This window comes from Chitinivorax sp. B (genome assembly GCF_005503445.1).
Taxonomy (GTDB): domain Bacteria; phylum Pseudomonadota; class Gammaproteobacteria; order Burkholderiales; family SCOH01; genus Chitinivorax.
This window is the reverse complement of the sequence record NZ_SCOH01000013.1, coordinates 24,820-43,648: the sequence shown is the minus strand read 5'-3', so window position 1 is coordinate 43,648 and position 18,829 is coordinate 24,820. Positions and strand designations below refer to the sequence as shown.

The following is an 18,829-nucleotide window of genomic DNA, read 5'->3' as shown; positions in this document are numbered from 1 at the left end:
GGTTTTCCCCCGTCATTCAATACATTCCCGATGGAAGAAGTACTGAGAAATCATCACGTTCATCATAATCTAATTGGCATAAATAACTATGTTAATTAGAATTGTGCACATAGAGATGCTGTTCGTTCCGTGTGGGCAAGAAAACCTGAATGCCACCCCGCCGGAACACGCTACAGCCTGCTATATACAAGCCTAGGAAATTACATTCCCTGGCTTGTAACTGCAGGTGAAACAAGAACAAAACCATGCGCGTAATCATTGCCTTCAACCTTATGCTGGCTTGACTTACAGAGCAGCTCTCCCATTGCGGACCGGCTCAGAATGTTGACATGCTGATGTAATGAAATACATCGGATCATGCCGGTTGATCCATTGCATGAAAATCTTTAGGAACCGAACACATGATTGACTCGTTATTCCGCCCTGTCATGACCACCTTGGCCGTATCGATGGCGTTGAGCGGATTGTCTTTCGCGGGGGATATGCAGCCGCCTCGTGCTGCAACCACGATTGAGCAAAATACCCATAGTGTGGTGGGCACCACCACCGTACCGATGCCACGGTTGGATTTTGCGCGGGAAGCCAAACCAGACCATCAACATACCTCGAAACCCGTTGCAGCCAACATGAAACGTGCCATGGCTGCGGATGAAACAACGTGCCGGCCGGAAGATTTCGCTGGTGTACAAGGCGCTGCGTTGGTTCGCATGATCAAAGCGGCCTCGACCAGCTGCATCAATGGCTTGTTCTCGTTGACCGGCAATACGGCTCGCGCTGTGTTCAACGAGAACCAGATGGTCAGTGCTGCAGGTGAACTGCAACGGCTGGCCAATAGCTACAAAGGCAACAACGACAATCAGATCCTGCAAGTTGCCATGTTCCTGCGCGCTGGCTATTACGTCCAGTGGTACAACAAAAAAGATGTTGGCGAATATGGCCCGTCTCTGCGCAGTGCAATACAGCCGGGGCTGGAAAGCTTCTTCCGCAATAGTGCGGCACGCAATGTCACCCGTGAAAACGGTGCAGTCCTGAGTGAAATGGTAACGCTGATTGACAGCGCTGCCGAGAACGCTCGTCTGCTACCCAGCCTGATCGATCTGCTAAATCGTTTCGATGCCAGCTATACCAAGCAATGGGAAATGCGCAATGCCGTGAACAATGTGTTCACCGTATTCTTCCGCGGCCACCAAAACGATGACTTCAGCCAATTGGTAAAACGTGACGGCAAGTATGTCGACACGCTGTTCAACTTCTATCGCCGCCACCTCAACCTACGCGGTACCGATTCAGCTTTCCTACTCGCCAACGCCATGCGCGAGATGGGTCGCTTCATGAAGTACGACGAGCGTAAAGCGCAAGTTCAGCCTTTGCTACGTACCGTACTGGGCGATAACGACATGGTAGGTGCTGGCGCTGAAATCTGGCTGGCCGCAGCCGCCAGCGTCGATTACTACGACAAGGACAACTGCAACTATTACGGCACCTGCAACTTCAAGGACAACCTGCAACGCAAGGCCTTGCCATTGACCCACGCCTGCAGCAGCACCGTAACCATCCGCGCCCAGCAGATGACGGCCGATCAGTTCACTGAAGCCTGCAAGGTGATCGGTGCCGAAGAAAAACTGTTCCACTATGGTTTGATGGGCAACAGCGACGCCAGCCGCAGCGCGCCCGTGCCGAACGATCAGAACAAGCGTCTGGAAGTTGTGGTCTTCGATGACTATGACAACTATGCCAAGTACGCCAGCGCCATCTTCGGTATCGATACCAACAATGGTGGCATGTATCTGGAAGGCAACCCAGCCAAGGCTGGCAATCAGGCCCGCTTCATTGCTCATGAAGCCCAGTGGATGAAACCCAAGTTCCACATCTGGAACTTGGAACATGAATACATCCACTACCTGGATGGCCGCTTCAACATGGAAGGCGACTTCAGCAAGAGTACCTCACAAAAAACTGTCTGGTGGATTGAAGGTGTCGCCGAATACTTCTCTCACCAGAATGATTACGATGAAGCCATTGAGATCGGCCGTCAACAGACTTATACGTTGAGCACCATTCTGGCCAATAACTACCAGATGAGTGACTACACGACACGCGCCTATCGCTGGGGCTATCTGGCCGTACGCTTCATGTTCGAACGCCATCGTGATGATGTTGAAAAGGTACTGGGATACCTGCGTGCCGGCGACTACACTGGTTATGCAGGTCATATCGCCAAGATTGGCACCCGTTACGATGCAGAATTCCGTCAATGGATTACTACGGCACGTACCGATGGCGAATTTGCGGGTGGTAAACCTGCCAAGCCGGGGCAAAACACCGCACCCGCCATCAGCCAGATTGCAGACCAGCAAACCAGCGGCGGCAAGCCATTGAACCTGGGCTTTACGGTATCGGACAAGGAAAGTGCAGCAGACAAACTGCGCGTTACTTTCAGCACCAGCAATCCAGCTGTCGTACCGCAACAAGCACTGCGCCTGACTGGTAGCGGCAGCCAGCGTACCTTGCAAATCACCCCTCTGGCGGTCAAGCAAGGTGAGGCAATCATCACCCTGACGGTATCGGACGGCGAACTGAGCAGCAGCAGCCAGTTCCGCATCAGCGTGGGTGGCAAACCCACCGGCAATACCATGCCAACCATCAGCAGTATTGGTAATCAGACCATTGCAGCCAACAAGACTTCCACTCCAATCAGCTTCACCATCGGCGACAAAGAAACCGATGCTGGCCGGTTGAAAGTGACGGTCCTAAGCAATGATACCTCCCTGCTGCCGACATCCGGTCTGGCACTGACTGGTAGCCATTCACAACGTGCGCTGACCATCACCCCGGCAGCTGGCAGGACTGGCTCGGGCATGGTGATTCTCTCTGTATCTGACGGCGAACTGACCAATACAATCACCTTCCCCGTCACAGTTGCAGATACCGGCGGCCCGACCACAGGTCGTTGTCCAGCACGTGTTGATGAATTGAGCAACGGTTGTACTCGAAGCCCGCTGAACAACAATCAAGCACAATACTTCTTCATCAATGTACCGGCCGGCACCCCTGCCCTACGCCTGAGCACAGTCGGTGGCAGTGGTGATGTTGACCTGTATGTGCAAAACAGCAGCGGCTGGCCCAATGAATTCAACCATCTGGCCAAATCCGCCAAGACTGGCAACAGCGAAAACCTGGTAATCCAAAAACCGGCACCTGGTTACTACCACATCATGCTGAAAGCACGTCAGGCATACAGCAATGTTGCATTGAGCGCAGCATTTGACGCTGGCAATACGGATGGTGGCGGGAACGGAACTGGCGACGAATTCAGCGAAGCCAAGTGTCCCAAACGGGATGACGCACTGGCTGACCGTTGCCTGCGCCCGAACCAGACCGGCAGCATGGAGTATTACTGGATGTTGTTGCCAGCCGGCTCAAAGAGTGTAACTGTCAGCACAACCGGCGGTGAAGGCGATGTTGTGTTGTATGCCCATAGCAGTGCTTGGCCCACTGATAGCAATCACTTGGCACGTTCGGCACGCATTGGTAACGAAGAAAGTGTTACGCTGGAAAACCCGGGCAGCATGGAGCGCTACATGTATTTCCTGGTCAAAGGCAAGCCCGCCTTCCGTGGTTTGAGCCTGAAAGCGAAAATCACCAAGGAATAATCACGTTCCCTGGCTCACGAAAAACGCAGCCAAATGGCTGCGTTTTTTTATTGGCAAAAAACAGGCAGGTTACCCTGCCCAAGGGTTACATCCCCTTCGAGAAGTCCATCACCCTATTGGCCGTTGCCCCTCAGTGCCGATACCGCGTTCAGCAACGTTCCCTGTGGATCATCGCCATCCAGCGACCAAGTAAAGGCACCCGCCAAACCTTGTTGATTGATATAACCCAGCTTGGTGGCAATCACCGTTGGGTCGTCATAGCTCCAGAACTCGTTACCGTCATACAGCCACAATTGCTTGGTGACCGGATGGTAATAACGCGAGCCATTACGCTGCTTCAGTACCTTGTAATCCTCAATCCCTGGTTCATACGTACCCGTTGCCGCACCGGTTGCCGCCTGATACAAGCCATTGCCATTTGGCCCAGCAGCCACACCACGCCAACCACGGCCATAGAATGGAATCCCGACATTCAGCTTGGTTTTGGGAATACCGGCCGTGACCAATGTCTGGATTGCATCTGCCACGTTATAGGAAGCCAGATCCCCGGTATTGGGCGCTGCAGGATCACGATACAGGTGTGACTGGAACTGGGCCGGGCCAGTTGCGCTCCAGCCACCAAAGAAGTCGTAAGTCATCACGTTGACCCAATCCAGATACTTGCTGTACTCAGCAGGTTCGGTATTGCGGATCTTATCCACCCCGGAACCCACAGCTGCGGTCAGGTAATACTTACGTTTGTTTTGTGTGCCCAATTCATCCAGTTGCTTACGGAATTCAGCCAGCAGCAAGGTGAAATTGTGCTTGTCGTTTGGGTCGACCGAATTACCAGGCAAGCCACCTCCACCTGGATATTCCCAATCGATGTCGATACCATCGAACACACCCTTCGCTGCACCGGCCCCACCTGCCCCTTCACCTTGTGGCAAGTTCCCTTTGATATAGAGATCGATGCATGAAGACACCATGGTGCGGCGGCCTGCATCAGTTGCGGCAAACTTGCCGAAGTTGTGTGACCATGTCCAACCACCCAGTGAAATCAGCACTTTCAGGTTACGGTTCTTGAATTTCAGCTTACGCAGCTGGTTGAAATTGCCACGTAATGGATCGGACCACTGGTCCCCCACTCCATCCACCGATTCACCTGCCGAGAATGATTTCTGGTAATCCGCCCAGGCATCGCCACCATCGCCATTGCCATTCTCGGCACGGGTCACCATGCCACACTTGCCATCGGCGTAGACATTTCCGAACGCATAGTTCAGGAAGGTAAGCTTGTTGTGGCCGCCACTATCCACCAGTTTGCGGACAGGGTAACCGCGCTGATAGATCCCCCATTGCACGAAATAGGCGCCTACATGCTTCCCCACAGTGGGAGTGGGTTCTGGCGGAATATTGCCGCCGCCACCACCATCGTCAGTACACTCGGACAAAGGCCGGCTTTCCCATGGCCCCCATTGGCTGGTACCCGGACGATCATTCTGATTCCACCATTTGGCCCGCCACGCCTGATTGTCCAGTTTGACATAGTTACCAGCGGTATACGTCTTGGTGGCTTCCCATGCCGGGCAACTGGCTGCGTTTGCTGCCATGGACAAGGTCAAAAAGCCCAGGCTGCCGAATACGATACCGGCCAACGACTTGATACTGTTGCGCATGCTGTACTCCTCTTATGATCCTGATTGATGTGAAACATCCCACCGCCACGACGAAGCGTGGCGGCCACAAGCCTGAAACGGCTTACTTCAGGTAAGGCAGATACGGTTGTTCGGCCCGGATGGCGTAGGTTTTGCCATTAAAGGTGACGGTGTAGTTGGCTGGCCCTGCCAACGGTAGGTAATACACCATGCTGACATCGGTGGAAGCACCGGCAGGTAAGGTTTTCCAGGTTGGCAATTTGACGGATACCCGATGGAAATCACCTTTCAGCCCGCCAATATTGTTGCCACTATGCCCTATCTGGATCACACCCAGGCCATAGCCTGATTGATCCTTGGCATTGGGCGGGGTGGCCGTTGGCAAATCAAACTGGAATTCCGTCCCTCCTGGTAAGGCAACGCTGGAACGGTTGGTGATACGCAGGGTTGGACTGATTGGGTAATTGCTGTCACCCAGCGGGTAACCCAATAGTTCGAATCCCACATCAATGGCCGCAGCTGGTGGCGTTTTCGGGTTACGTTTGTTGCCATAAGGGCTGGCACTGGCAAAAGCATCGGCAAAGGCCCGGGTCAATTTACTACCCATGAAGTACTCGCCTTGCCCCCCATTGCGAGTGGGGTACCAGTCGAAATCACCCGCCAACTCCCAGAACATCACCCCGCCAATACCATTGGCAGCGATCCATTGGGCTTTTTTCTGCACGGACTGCTCGTCCTCGGTCGACAGGAATACCTGCTTCTGTGGATTCCACAACCATGGAGCGATCAAAGTGGTATCGTAATACCGACTATACGTCCCCACCAACCGGTCTTCTGGATCCGTAGCCGGATTCAGGCCGTAAGCCGCGATGTAACTGCCTGCCACGCCCTTCTCTAGATTCTTGGCATGCCACATCGGATTAGAACCCGCGCCAACTTCCTTGCCCTGCTCGTCACTGTCGTGCCAAATGTTGTCGAGCCCGCGTGCGCCATCACCACAGTTGGTCAAGCCGGTTGGGCATTTGCTCCCCACTGACTTACCCCATAGGCCATTGACCCCACCTGTCACACTCTTCCAGCCACGAGTGTAATAGGGTACGCCCACATTGATGCGACCCGCCTGTACCGCCCCACGGAAGTAGTGATAGGCCCAGTCGGTATTCAGATAGCCCAAGCCACCATATTGCGGCGTGGTATAGACGCTCCATCGCACCAGTTCAGCGTCTTTACCATCGTCGAACAAGGCTGCATTCGGACCGACAAACTCGTTCCAGGCACCATGCAGGTCATAACTCATCACATTGACGTAATCCAGATACTGCAGTGCTTGGAAGTTCTCCATCCCTCGCAGCAAATAGCCGGATGCCGGTGCCGCCACAGTCAGTAGGTAATACTTGCCATCCTGTGCACCTGCCACGTCCAGCTTTTCGCGCAGGGCTTTCATCAAGGCGTTGTAACTGCGGTTCAACCCGGCACGGCGAGCATTGGCAATGGTCCAATCCACCGGATTGCCTGCATCCTTCATGGAGGTCGGGTATTCGTAATCGATATCCACGCCATTGAAGCCATACTGCCGTAGAAACGCAACCGCCGAATCGGCAAATGTATTGATACCGGTCTGATTCACCGAACCATCGGCATTGGTGGTCATGCTGTAAAAACCACCACTGTTCACCCGCTTGCCATCCGCCCCGAAATAACCGCCGGTTTCAGCCCAACCACCCACTGAAATCAGGGTTTTGACGTTTGGATATTGCTTCTTGAATTTGTTGAGCAGGTTGAAATGCCCTTTATACGGCAGGCTGGCATCCATTTCCGCACCAGCCACACCAGGCCACTCCATGCTGGTGGCGGCATTACCGGTATCGGACGGGTTACCGACCGACAGTCGATTATTTCCATCGACATGTGCAAAAGCAAAGTTGATATGGGTGACTTTATCCCAGGGAATATCCTTCACCAGATAAGCTGGCGAGCCATCCTTACCGGTACGCCATGAAGTGAAGTAACCAATGATACGGCGCTTGGCTGTACCTAGCTTTTCACGGCCATCCGTATCGTAAACTTGGCAATAAGGCACATTCAGGCCGGGGTTGAAGTACAAACCATCCGGTCGACACAAGGCGTGGCCCGTTGGGGGTGGTACCTGAGTCAACGGCGGCTCATTTCCGCCACCGCCTCCCCCACCATCACCGCATGTGCCAATCAGCGCCCATGGCCCCCATTCACTGGCGCCAGGTACATCACCTTTGGTCCACCAACGTGCACTATATTCCTTACTTTGATAGGAGACCTTCTGTCCCCCGTTGTAAACAGTTTCGGCACTCCAGGCAGCAGGGCAAGCGGCAATGCTGGCAGCCAGCGGACGCAGTGCAACTTTGGGACCAGCCTGCGCATTCCATGGCACGTTGCATGCCAACAATGCGACAACCAGCACCAAGCCACGACAGCTATGGTTCGTCATCGGAAAATCCTCCATCATCCCGCTTAAGCGAGTCTATAAATTTGTTTTGATTAATGAATTACCAGATACATACATGCTCCAGCAGCATGTGAAGCCATTCTTGATTGGTATCAATCTGGATTGCAAGTTGTATTAAATATGCGAAATCCAATGCATATAAAGAATGGCTTACTGGCAAAGCTTCTTACCAGATCATGGATGTAATAATTTTGAGAATTGGTCTTATTAAAAAGAAACTTGCATGCAATTTCTGGGCCTGGATTTGTAGTCGACAATACACAGAAACTACATAACAACAACCGAAAATACGTATATATCAGACCCTCTCTCATGTACCAGGTCACAGGGGCTCCAATGAGCCCCAAAACTGAATTGGCAACGCCCCGCCAACTATGGTTTTAATGTTTCGCGTAAAAATTGCACCGCGTGATGAATCGCCGCAGTACCTTGTTGCAGATTCGGCTTGATCATCACGTCACCACCTTTACCCAGATGACTGAAGGGATCATTCACCACCGCACCTGCCTCCCACCGATCAAAACCGTGATAACTGTTGCGATAAACACGGACACGGACTTTGGTTCCACTTGGGTCCAATCGGACAGCCAATGCCTGGCACATGCCGGGGCCTTCGTCATAATCATCCTGATCACCAATGCCAATCTGTACTGGACCACTGACCTGAGTCAGCTCGTAGCCAGGTACACGGTTATAGCCCCAGCAAATCGGGTACATCGCTGCAAATGCGGAGAAATGCGGCTGTGACCCATCGACTGGCTCACGTGCTGCCAACATTGATTGCACCGCTCCCCATGAAAACCCCAGCACACCAATGCGCTGTGGATCCACATCTGGCCGATTAACCAAATAGTTCAGTGCACCCCAAACCGATGGCATGGTCTCGTGCACGGTGCGTGGCCGACTGTTGGTGATGCCCATTGCCTGCCAGATATCTGCCTCCAATGTGACAAACCCTGCTCGTCGTAAAGCCTCGGCATAACGTACGGTACGGGAATCTACGCCATATGAGCCATGTAGAATCAGCACAGCCGGCGCCGGCCGTGTTTTCGGCAACATCAACCGTCCTCCGATGGCTTCTGGCAGGTTGGGAACGGGTGTTGCGGGTGGCTGCGGTTTAAAACTGACATAGTGATAATTGTTCTGATTGAACCAAAGATGGGAAACCCAATCATCTGCAGCCCATGCAAAAGGGGTTATTAATGTACTCATGGCAAAAGTCATAGCCACCATTCTTTTATTCATCATCGCTCCTTGCATTAAAAAGGCAGTGAAACAATGTTGCCTTGCCATCAGAATATGTTCAATCGAACATGATAAAACCAACCAGTACAATCCGAATCACCAACATAAGCCACACTGAGCCATATCATTAAAATAAAATATCATGATCATCAACCAACATCTTCTAAACATCATCAACAATGAATTTTATAATATAATCAGCTGATAATTTGATTAATCAAACAGATGAACAGGTAATTAAACCATTGATCCATTGAAAATAGATCTTACCAATTCGACCCTTCAAATATAAAAGCAATCACTGTTTCTGACGTGTACCGAATAATATCCAATCTGTGGTGAACACTATTCATCATCACGGTCTCAGGCCAAGCGGCTGCAGTCATCGACCCCAGACATAGTTCATGCAGGCTGCCTATACTCCTAGTCAGACAGGCTCACACAGCGGAAATACAACATTTGCCATGCCATACACCCACAGTGGATGCACCTTCGCAAGGATTTCAGGATAATGTCTGCATCAGCAAAAAAGGACGTCGCAATGCGCTTGGCATGGTTGATATGGGGAGTACTCGGCACGGCTCATGCAGCCGATGGCGTAAAGGTCGACAGTTTTTCACCACAAGGTGTCAGCAAGAATATTCGACAGGTTCAGGTCCGTTTCTCAGCCCCAGCCGTTGATTTCGGCGATCCACGTCGCGCTGACCCTTTCACAATTCAATGCGCCGAACCTGGCAAAGGCCGATGGGTTGATGCCCAAAACTGGGTGTATGACTTCAATCGGGAATTACCTGGTGGCACATCTTGCCAATTCAGTATCAAACCTGATTTGAAGACACCAGCCGGTCAACGTGTCGATAACGCCAGCTTCAATCTTTCAACCGGCTCGCCCAGCTTACTTAACACCTGGCCTGGTACCAACCGACTGGTGGATGACGAACAACTTTTCCTGTTCGAGTTCGATGGCCCGGTTCTGGCCGCCAGCCTGGCCAAGCTGGCACACTGCGATGTGGAAGGCATCAAGGAACGCATCGGTACCCGCTCATTACCCCCTGTAGAGCGCGACAATCTGGTCAAGCTATTGGTACGCCAACCTGGCAATCGTTACTTCGAGGCCTTGCGTTGTCAGCGCAAATTACCTGCTGGTAAAGAGCTGAATCTGGTCATCGATGCCGGATTGCAGGCAACCAACGGCATCAGTGGTGGCGAAGGTCAATCGCTGAGCTACCGGGTTCGGCAGGATTTTGCCGCCAACCTGTATTGCGAGCGGAGCAATGCCAAATCCAACTGCCTACCGATTCTGCCGGTAACGCTGCGCTTCACCGCCCCCGTAGCGTGGAACCTAGCCCAACACATCACCCTACGGGATACAGACGGCAAAAACTACACAGCCCAACCCGCAGATGAAGATACCCGCAAGCGCATTTTATTGTTGAGCAAAGCGGGTAGCGCTACCGTGTTGGACCCGATCAAACGTGTCCAAGATGTGTGGGTGGATGCCGTCCGTTTCGTTGGCCCGTTTCCAGAAAAAAGCACACTTACGCTGCAATTACCTGCCAACTTCAAGGATGACGCCAATCGACCGCTCAGTAATGCCAAGACTTTCCCGATGCCGGTCAAGGTAGATGCCTACCCACCGCTTGCTAAGTTCTCAGCCAGTTTCGGGATTGTCGAACGCAACGCCGGCGGCATGCTGCCGGTCACGGTACGTAATCTGAATCAATATGCCGTGCCCCCGACACCATCGGTCAATGCAGCGCCCACCATCAACGGCGGCACGCTGCTACCCACACCGGTCAAGCCCGCAACCGGTACCAATGAACCACCCCAAGGTGCGATCTACCGCATGTTGACCGTCAATGACGAAGCCGACATCATCCGCTGGATGAAGCGTTTGAGCGAGCATGACACGGGTGCCGATGAACGTAGTTACATCACCGGCGAGAAAGGCACCATCCAAAGCCGCCTACCGACGCCCACTAGCAGTCGTGAAGCCGAAGTCATTGGTATTCCAATGGCTCGCCCTGGTTTCAACATTGTGGAAATCGAAAGCCCCCGGCTTGGCGCCAATCTGTTGGAGAGCGGCAAGACCATGTTCGTTCGAACTGCCGCATTGAGCACCAATTTGTCCGTACACCTGAAACGCGGTGAAGAAAACGCGTTGATCTGGGTGACCACCATGGACAAGGGCTTTTTGATGAAGGATGCCAACCTGACCGTACGTGACTGTACCGGCCGCCAGCTATGGCAGGGAAAATCCGACCACAATGGTTTGGCCTTACTGCGCCAGACCCTGCCCAAAAGTTGGGATTGTCCGCTCTATGTCTTCGCCCGCAAAGGCGATGATATGGGCTTTGTTCGCAGTGACTGGGATGATGGCATTGAAAGTTGGCGTTTCAACCTGCCAGATGCCTTCTGGCAAGGTCCGAACGCCATCCACACCTTATTCGACCGCAGCCTGTTACGTGCCGGCGAAACCATCCACATGAAGCATGTCGCCCGGAAACGTACTATGTTGGGCTTTGCCGGCATCGACCCGAAAACCCTGCCCAACCGGATGCGTATCGAACACCTCGGCAGCGGCCAGCAGTATGATTTCCCAATCAGCTGGAAAGACGGCAATGCCGAGGCGGATTGGTCGATTCCTGCCAAAGCCACACTTGGCGAGTACCAAGTCATGCTGTTTCAACAGCAAGGCAAAGAAGAGAAGTTTCAGCAGCCGACCGGTACCTTCCGTGTCGGTGAATTCCGCGTGCCGCTGATGCGTGCAATCGTCAAAGGCCCTAACACCCCACAGATCAACCCAGGCAATCTGCCGCTGGATATCCAGGTGAACTACCTGAACGGTGGTGGTGCCAGCACCAGTGGCGTCAAATTGCGTTCACTGGTACGCCCGCGTCTGGTGTATTTCCCCAGCTATCCTGACTATTTCCTGAGTAACGGGGATGTGCCGGAGGCAATGAAAAAGGGTGGGGTTGCACCACGTGGCCGCTATACCGACGATGGTGAATACTTTGGTGAAGAAGGCCAGCCGGAATCCACCAATCAGGACAAACCACTTACCGATCAGTCGCTGATACTGGATAAACAAGGTGCAGCCCGCACTGAATTGACACAACTACCCACCATCAGCCAACCGGCTGAGGTTCTGACCGAGCTGGAATACACCGACCCCAATGGCGAAACCCAGACCAGCCGCACCACCATTCCGATGTGGACCGCGCGCTATGTGGCTGGTGTCAAAATCGACCGTTTTACCGATACCAAGGAAGTCCCTATCATCGCATTGGTGCTGGATACCAATGGCAAGCCCGTTGCGAATGCGCCAGTACAGGTCAATGCCTACCTGAGCCGGGTGTTCTCGCATCGCAAGCGGCTGGTCGGTGGCTTCTATGCCTATGAGAACCAAGTTGAGTACAAGCCAATGGGCGTGGTCTGCAATACCAAGACCGACGCCAAAGGCATGGCCCACTGCAAGCTGACTGGTCGCGAATCCGGTGATATCACGGTGCGGGTCGGCACACGCGATCCAGAGGGCAAGTATGCCTTTGCCCATGCCGAAACTTGGTTCAACGGCGAGGACAGCGCCTGGTTTGGCGGAACGGCCAGTGACCGCATCGATGTCATTCCGGACAAAACTGACTACAACCCAGGTGAGGTGGCCAACTTGCAGGTACGGATGCCCTTTCAGAATGCGTCCGCCTTGATCACGGTAGAACGTGAAGGTGTCATCGAGGCTTATGTGCAGTCGCTCACTGCGCAAAAGCCAGTGGTACGGATTCCATTGAAATCGCACTTTGCCCCCAATGTATATGTATCGGCACTGGTCGTGCGCGGCCGGGTCGATAATGTGCAACCCACTGCCATGGTCGATCTCGGCAAACCTGCCTACCGCATGGGTATCGCCACACTCCGTGTCGGCCATCAGGGTCATCAGTTGAATGTGAAAGTGGACGCCGACAAGCAGGTTTACCAGACACGTGAAAAAGCCCAGGTAAAGATCAAGGTCAGCACGTCAGATGGCAAACCCCTGCCGAAAGGCGCGGAAGTTGCCCTGGCCGCCGTAGACGAGGGCTTGCTGGAACTGGCACCCAACCGCAGCTGGAAGCTGCTGGAAGGGATGATGGCCGAGCGCGGTTATGGTGTGACCACGGCCACCGCACAAATGCAGATCATCGGTCGCCGCCACTTTGGCAAGAAAGCGTTGCCATCGGGCGGCGGCGGTGGCCTGATGCCCACCCGAGAGCTGTTCGACACATTGCTGCTGTGGAAAGCACAAGTCCCACTGAACGATACGGGTGAAGCCGTTGTCGAGGTCCCGTTGAACGATGCGTTGACCAGTTTCCGAATCGTGGCAGTGGCTCAGGCGGGTAACGACCGTTTTGGTACTGGCAGCACCAGTATTCGCGCGACCAAAGACCTGATGATGCTATCCGGCCTGCCACCTGTCGTCCGTGACGGCGATAGCTTCCGTGCCGGCTTCACGTTGCGCAATACCACCGATCGCGCCATGAAAGTAAAGGCCAACGCCCAGGTCACGGGCCTGGTCAGCCAACCTGCTGCCATCAGCGAGACATTGCAGGCAGGGGAAGCCAAGGAAATCGGCTGGACGCTGACCGTACCGCAAAACCAGACACAGCTGGATTGGCTGGTCACCTTGGAAGAAGAAGGCGGTAAAGCCGGCGACCGTGTCAAACTGTCGCAAAAAATCTACCCAGCGGTACCAGAACGGGTGATTCAGGCCACACTGACCCAGCTGAATGGCAATTTCACCTTGCCGATTGCACTGCCGGATGACGCGCTGCCAGGCCGTGGTGCAGTCAAAATCAGTGCCAAGGCCAAATTGGCAGATAGCCTGGATGGCGTTGAGCGTTATATGCGTAATTACTGGTTCAGCTGTCTGGAACAACGCGCATCCCGGGCGGTTGCACTCAATGACAAGGCGTTGTGGGATACCGTTTATGCCGATCTGCCCGTTTTTCTGGATAGCAACGGCTTTGCCAAATACTTCAGCCTGCTGAACGAAGGCAGTATCGAGTTGACGGCCTATCTGTTGTCGTTGTCTCATGAGCGTGGCTGGTCGCTGCCGGCCACCCAGGCGACGCACATGGAATCAGCGCTGATTGGCTTTTTGGAAGGTCGCATCAAACGCAATGACTTCCCCTGGGCCAATATTACCGTCAGTAAACTGATGGCGTTGGAAGCACTGGCACGCAATGGTAAGGTACGTCCCAATCTGCTGGATTCGCTGGATATGCGCCCGCAGACCTGGACAACATCCAGCCTACTGGACTGGATCAATGTCCTGAAACGGACGGCTGACATCCCCCAACGTGACAGCAAGCTGCAAGAAGCACTGCAACTGCTGCGCAATCGCCTCAACCTGCAAGGCACAGTACTAGCACTCACCACCGACAAAACCGACCACCTGTGGTGGGCTATGCAATCTGGCGACGTGAATGCAGTACGCCTGCTGCTGACCGTATTGGACGAACCGGCTTGGCAAGCTGACCTGCCACGCATCGCCAGTGGCGCGTTGGGCCGCCAGCGCCAAGGCCACTGGGACCTGACCACCGCCAATGCCTGGGGGCGCCTGGCCTATGACCGGTTCTCGCAGCGTTTCGAGAACACCCCGGTCACTGGCGAAACGCAGGCGCAACTCAATGGTCAAAAGCAGGTAATTGATTGGGTGAAGCAAACGCATGGTAATACCGTATCGCTCGCTTGGCCCAAAGGCGCCAGCCAACTGGCCGTGACACAGCAAGGCACCGGTAAGCCCTGGTTGACCGTGCAAAGCATCGCCGCCGTGCCGCTGAAACAGCCATTGTTCACTGGCTACCGCATCAACAAGACAGTGACCCCTGTGGTACAGCAGAAGCCGGGCGGTTGGAGCCGTGGCGACGTTGCGCGTATCCGTCTGGACATCGAAGCACTTGCCGAGATGGGCTGGGTGGCGGTGAACGATCCGATTCCAGCCGGTAGTACCTTGTTGAATCGTGGCTTGAAAACCGATTCGGCCATCCTCAGCCAGGGCACGACCCAGAGCGGCGCGTGGCCTGCTTACGTGGAAACGGCAATGGATGCCTATCGGGCCTATTACAGCTGGCTGCCACAAGGCAAGTGGTCGGTGGAATACAACGTGCGCTTGAACAACAGCGGCATGTTCCATCTGCCGCCCACACGGGTTGAAGCAATGTATGCACCGGAAATGTTCGGTGAATTGCCAAATGCTGACATCCGGATTCAGTAGGCACAACAGACAAACCCTGGATCAATGCCAGCCATGACCGGCACCCGGGGGTCGACAATCCAACAGGTCGATCCCCATTCGCACCAGCATGCCACACCGGCAAGCCAGGGCAATTGGGTTATGGTATATAACCCATTCAACAACAGGGCGGGCCAACATGAAACTATGGCACATTACATTACTCGCGGTGGCCGTGTCGGGCATCACCGGTTGTGATCAGATCAATAACGCATTGAACCGCAAACAACGTGAAGCAAAAGCGGTGGGCGCAGGTTGCCGCCTGTCTGGCCGGTCGCTGGAGGACTGTTATAAGCGCAATCCACGCGCCGATCGCGCCGAAGTCTACGCTGGCTGGCGCGAGATGCATGATTACATGACTCAGAAGAAGATCGATAACATTCCTCCCCCTGTGGATGAGCCCAAACCCGAGGTGGAGGTGAAGGAAGAGCCTGGTGAGGAGACCAAGGACAGTGTAAAGAAACCCGCTGACAAGGTAGATGACAAAGCATCGGAAAAAACCACAGTAGATCCAGCCCACTGAACCTACACAAAGGATTCGTTATGCAACCAGCCCAGCCCATCAAGATTTATCAGTTTCCCAAACTTTGGGGGTTGCCCAACATCAGCCCGTTCTGCATGAAGTTGGAAACCTATTTACGGCTGGCTGATTTGCCTTACGAAATCATCAAGGGTGACCACGTCTTCCGTGCTCCCAAAGGCAAGCTCCCCTTTATTGACGATGGCGGGCAGATCATCTCGGATTCATCGCTGATCATCACGCATCTGAAACAACGCTATGGTGATCCACTGGATCAACACCTATCCGACGCGGATAAAGCAATCGCTCACACTTTCCAGCGCTTATTTGAAGAAAGCCTATACTGGCCAGCGTTGTATTCCCGCTGGCTGGACAACCGCAACTGGCCAAATCTCAAACAACTCGTCTTCGGCCAATTGCCGCCACTGGTACGCAATGTAGTACCCATGCTGGTGCAACGTAAGTTGCGTCGCGATGCGGTGGGGCAAGGTATTGGCCGCCACGCCCCAGCAGATATTTACGACATGGGATGCCGCGATCTGGAAGCCATTGCAACCTTTCTGGGCGACAAACCCTTCTTCATGGGGGATCGGCCCTGCATACTGGATACCACTGCGTTTGGTTTCCTGGCCAATCTGCTCTGGGTTCCGGTAGTCAGTCCAATCGCCGATCAGGCTCGGCAGCATCCCAATCTTGATGCCTACTGCCGCCGCATGTGGGCACTGTGCTTTGCTGACCAGCCATTACCCGCTGGCGCAAATTGACCGATAAGCCCCGACCGGGGCTTGTACCCACCCTTTGCTGTATTGATTGAGCCGTTGATGTTCCGAACCCGCCACCTGGTGCTGGCCCTGAGCCTAGCCTCCCTTTTTTCACTTGCCAATGCGGCACCGTCGTTTGATGAGATCAGACGCCAATGGCGGCCGTCCGAGGCCTGGTTGCTGGATCGACAAGGCCAACCATTGGCCGTCAAACGCACCAACCTCAATGAGCGACGCCTACCTTGGGTATCGCTTCCGCAACTGTCTCCTGCCTTGAAGCAGGCAGTGATCATGTCGGAAGATCGACGTTTTCTGTCCCACAGCGGGGTTGATTGGCAAGCCCTGGCAGGTGCCGCGGTGGATCAAACCGAAGGGAGTCCGCGTGGTGCCAGCACGTTGACCATGCAATTGGCAGGACTGTTGGATGATGATCTCAAAGCCGATGCCAAAGGCCGTAGCCTGTTGCAGAAAATGGGTCAGATCAACGCTGCCCGACAATTGGAAGGCCAATGGACCAAAGATCAGATTCTGGAAGCCTATCTCAATCTGGCGCCTTTCCGAGGTGAAGCGATTGGTGTGGGGGCGGCAGCACAGCGATTGTTCGGCAAGCTGCCAGCAGGGCTGAATCAAGGAGAAAGCATCGTATTGGCCGTGTTGTTACGCGGCCCCAATGCCAATGCAGATACGGTATCACGCCGGGCTTGTGAACTGGCCAAAGCCATGCAAGCTCGGGTAGGGTGTGCTTATCTTCAGGGGCTGATCTCACAAGCACTCAGCCTGGGCAACCGGAGCCGCCTTGACCCCAACGATGCCCCGGAAGTGGCACAGCGCCTGCTCAGCCAACCCGGACAATCCGTCAAAACCACGCTGGATGGCGATCTGCAACGCGTTGTACGGAGCATCCTGCATCGCCAGCTAACCGATTTGGCAGCGCGCAATGTCAACAATGCCGCCGCCTTGGTCATGGACAATCATACCGGACAGGTACTGGCCTATGTCAGCGAAAATCTGGGCAGCAGCCAAGTGGACGGCGTACAAGCCAAACGTCAGGCAGGGTCTACCCTTAAGCCCTTTCTGTACCAACTGGCATTTGCACAGCGCCTGCTGACCCCAGCCTCGCTGCTTGATGACAGCCCAGTAAATCTGGACACGGCGGGTGGGATGTACATGCCCCAGAACTACGACAAATCCTTCCGAGGTATCGTCAGTACCCGCACCAGTCTGGCAGGTTCATTGAACATTCCTGCCGTCCGAACGGTGCTACTGACCGGGGTCGAGCCTTTTTACAAGCACCTGAAAGCGCTGGGTTTCGAATTACCCAAAACTGCAGATTTCTACGGCTTTTCGCTAGCGCTCGGCTCAGCCGATGTCAGTCTGTGGCAATTGACCAATGCCTTTCGTACTCTGGCCAATCAAGGCCGTACAAGCGAGCCAACACTAAGGTTGACCAACGGACCGACGCAACGGGTTGTTGCAGATGCTGGTGGCAGTTGGTTGGTTAGCGATATCCTGAGTGATCGCGGCGCACGCGCCACTAGCTTCGGGCTGGAGAATCCGTTAGCCACCCGAGTATGGGCAGCAGTAAAGACAGGTACCAGTAAGGACATGCGTGACAATTGGTGCGTGGGCTATACCAGCCGTTACACCGTTGGGGTGTGGATTGGTAACTTCACGGGAGAACCGATGTGGGATGTCTCGGGCGTCAGTGGCGCGGCACCGGCTTGGCGCGAGATCATCCACCGGCTGCATGCCAGCCAGCCCAGCCAACCGCCCACCCCGCCCAAAGGCATCGTCACGCAGGTCATACGCTATGAACCCGCTGTCGAACCAGCACGCATGGAACGCTTCCTGGCCGGAACCGAAGCACAGGTCATCCATCTTGCGGGTGAAGTCGGCAGCCATATTCGCTACCCATCGCCAGGCGAAGTCATCGCGCTTGATCCGGATATTCCACTCGCCCGCCAGCGCATTCGCTTTGAGGCCACGGGTTCAGGCCAATGGGTGCTGAACGGCAAGGCGCTGGGCGCCCCTGCGGACGTGGTCTGGTGGCAACCTGCCCCAGGCCGTTACACCCTCAGTTGGCAACAAGGCAAACGGGCACCGGAACGAATTCAGTTCGAAGTACGCGGCAACCCACCGCGAAGATGAAATTGCTGCAAATATGCACCACAATGTTACCAAGCAGTGTTCAATGACTGACTAGCACCTTTGCTGCCGTTACCTGGCCCCAATAAGGTCGCGAATAAGGTCATGATCAAGGAGA

The 18,829-nt window shown here is 54.3% G+C and carries 8 protein-coding genes; 5 read left to right on the top strand and 3 right to left on the bottom strand.

The window, feature by feature from the left end; all coding sequences use genetic code 11:
* Positions 1 to 401 precede the first annotated feature (401 nt).
* On the top strand, positions 402 to 3,653 hold the full coding sequence (locus FFS57_RS09985) for a M9 family metallopeptidase (RefSeq protein ID WP_137937647.1): 3,252 nt from the start codon (positions 402 to 404) through the stop codon (positions 3,651 to 3,653).
* A gap of 113 nt (positions 3,654 to 3,766) precedes the next feature.
* On the opposite strand, the gene FFS57_RS09980 is transcribed toward FFS57_RS09985, so the two are convergent.
* The 3 genes from FFS57_RS09980 to FFS57_RS09970 all read right to left on the bottom strand — a co-directional run bounded on the left by FFS57_RS09980 (position 3,767) and on the right by FFS57_RS09970 (position 8,984).
* Complete coding sequence (locus FFS57_RS09980; RefSeq protein ID WP_137937646.1) at positions 3,767 to 5,311, bottom strand: glycosyl hydrolase family 18 protein; 1,545 nt, start codon at positions 5,309 to 5,311, stop codon at positions 3,767 to 3,769.
* An 82-nt stretch (positions 5,312 to 5,393) separates the two neighbouring features.
* The gene (locus FFS57_RS09975; protein WP_137937645.1) at positions 5,394 to 7,754 is read right to left on the bottom strand and encodes a chitinase C-terminal domain-containing protein; all 2,361 of its coding nucleotides are present in this window, start codon (positions 7,752 to 7,754) and stop codon (positions 5,394 to 5,396) included.
* A gap of 390 nt (positions 7,755 to 8,144) precedes the next feature.
* Positions 8,145 to 8,984, bottom strand: coding sequence for a dienelactone hydrolase family protein (locus FFS57_RS09970; RefSeq protein ID WP_171013808.1), 840 nt, complete (start codon positions 8,982 to 8,984; stop codon positions 8,145 to 8,147).
* 544 nt (positions 8,985 to 9,528) lie between these two features.
* On the opposite strand from FFS57_RS09970, the gene FFS57_RS09965 reads away from it, so the two are divergent.
* From FFS57_RS09965 to pbpC, 4 genes are all read left to right on the top strand, one after another.
* Positions 9,529 to 15,267, top strand: coding sequence for an alpha-2-macroglobulin family protein (locus FFS57_RS09965; protein ID WP_171013807.1), 5,739 nt, complete (start codon positions 9,529 to 9,531; stop codon positions 15,265 to 15,267).
* A 157-nt stretch (positions 15,268 to 15,424) separates the two neighbouring features.
* Positions 15,425 to 15,808 carry a hypothetical protein gene (locus tag FFS57_RS09960; RefSeq protein ID WP_137937642.1) on the top strand — a complete coding sequence of 128 codons (384 nt, stop codon included), beginning with the start codon at positions 15,425 to 15,427 and terminating at the stop codon, positions 15,806 to 15,808.
* A gap of 20 nt (positions 15,809 to 15,828) precedes the next feature.
* Positions 15,829 to 16,569 (top strand): glutathione S-transferase family protein, encoded by a 741-nt coding sequence (locus FFS57_RS09955; protein WP_137937641.1) that lies wholly within the window; start codon positions 15,829 to 15,831, stop codon positions 16,567 to 16,569.
* Positions 16,570 to 16,626: 57 nt separating this feature from the next.
* A complete protein-coding gene (gene pbpC / locus FFS57_RS09950) occupies positions 16,627 to 18,714 on the top strand; it encodes a penicillin-binding protein 1C (RefSeq protein WP_137937640.1) in 2,088 nt (695 codons plus the stop codon).
* The last annotated feature ends 115 nt before the right edge of the window (positions 18,715 to 18,829 follow it).

Bases quoted from the DNA above. Each gene is read 5' to 3' on its own strand.
- FFS57_RS09985 (WP_137937647.1), top strand. From the start codon at position 402: ATGATTGACTCGTTATTCCGCCCTGTCATGACCACCTTGGCCGTATCG.
- FFS57_RS09980 (WP_137937646.1), bottom strand. From the start codon at position 5,311: ATGCGCAACAGTATCAAGTCGTTGGCCGGTATCGTATTCGGCAGCCTG.
- FFS57_RS09975 (WP_137937645.1), bottom strand. From the start codon at position 7,754: ATGACGAACCATAGCTGTCGTGGCTTGGTGCTGGTTGTCGCATTGTTG.
- FFS57_RS09970 (WP_171013808.1), bottom strand. From the start codon at position 8,984: ATGAGTACATTAATAACCCCTTTTGCATGGGCTGCAGATGATTGGGTT.
- FFS57_RS09965 (WP_171013807.1), top strand. From the start codon at position 9,529: ATGTCTGCATCAGCAAAAAAGGACGTCGCAATGCGCTTGGCATGGTTG.
- FFS57_RS09960 (WP_137937642.1), top strand. From the start codon at position 15,425: ATGAAACTATGGCACATTACATTACTCGCGGTGGCCGTGTCGGGCATC.
- FFS57_RS09955 (WP_137937641.1), top strand. From the start codon at position 15,829: ATGCAACCAGCCCAGCCCATCAAGATTTATCAGTTTCCCAAACTTTGG.
- pbpC (WP_137937640.1), top strand. From the start codon at position 16,627: ATGTTCCGAACCCGCCACCTGGTGCTGGCCCTGAGCCTAGCCTCCCTT.